The sequence below is a fragment of the Paenibacillus sp. 05T425 genome (assembly GCF_056396205.1).
The window spans coordinates 1-1175 of record NZ_JBFTLA010000043.1; the positions used below are offsets into that span (position 1 = coordinate 1).

At 40.3% G+C, this 1175-nt stretch carries 1 protein-coding gene; it reads right to left on the reverse strand.

Going from position 1 to position 1175, the window contains the following annotated elements; genetic code table 11:
• Nucleotides 1-216: 216 nt before the first annotated feature.
• Nucleotides 217-654: a DUF3888 domain-containing protein gene (locus AC1DF0_RS31935; protein WP_442053501.1), complete on the reverse strand. Its 438-nt coding sequence runs from the start codon at nt 652-654 to the stop codon at nt 217-219.
• Nucleotides 655-1175 lie beyond the last annotated feature (521 nt).

Genomic DNA, 1175 nt, shown 5'->3' on the forward strand with positions numbered 1-1175 from the left:
ATCCACCCTTTATATCCACCCTTTATTTACGCATGCCTTTTTCCCCATCTCCCAGCTACCGGCTCTCCCATCATCCTTTTCTTCAATTTAACTACAGGATGAACTCCTGCGAATTCATGAGTCTGAGTGAGGAAATTGAATCATTTCGAGGGAGCTTAACAAAAAAAGGGAGCAGCTGCCGTAATGCAAACTGCTCCTTGTATGTTTTCGCACCCATTACTTCAAAAGATCTTGGTAATTTGGAGGGAAATCGAACTTATTCGGTCCTATAAGATTTTCGAAATTATTTAGCTCAACCCCAGCAGGTGAGATCCGATATGTAAAAACATCTTCACCGACTGGGATATGAGGTCCGACTGTTGGATGCACATCAAGTTTGATTAAAAAATCAAAACCACGGAAACCATTGACTCTTTCGGTGTGTGTTACATCAACAAAATAAGGATAAATATCTGGTGATCCTGGTACTAAAAATACATCTGAATATACCTCAGCAAGCTTCTCTCGCATATGCGGTAGTAAAAGTAACACCAGCATATCTTGAAGTTGCAGTTCCCTCGAGTCCTCAAGTGGCTTCTTACCGATTGCATTACAAATAGTGGTTTGCGTTCCGACCATTGAAAGTAGGATTACAAAGCAAATTAAAACTTTCAAGAGAATTCCCCTCTCTTTACTTATTTCACCTATCACAAATTAATCTGTCCAGGTAAGGGAAGTGTATTCATTAGTGTAATCTGCCCATTACTACAACGAACAATGGCAATCGATCGCGTGGCCGGTTGCCGTCATGTCGTTGAGCTATTTCCTCCCGTTAGCGGATTGACCGAAAGCTCTCATGTGTAATATAACAAAAGCCGATGAGCCCTTTGGAGCAGCGGGTACCTTCATCTAATGGCTTGTGGCTAAGGATACAAGTTCTTGTCCATTTCGGTTAAGGATATAAGTTCTTGTCCTCGAGTTTGGACAAGAACTTATATCCTTAAAACAAAAAAACCGCTATTTACGCGGTTTCATATGCATATATGTTCTTGTCGTCCGACACATGGCTTGTGTCACAATCGTGTTGTTGTTTTAGTTCATATATTTTATAGCTTTTATTTCTGTTTGGTGTTTGATGTGCTTTGTCTAACAAAAATCTACTCCAGACATCTCTTTAGATAAGCAGAAAGCAGCCT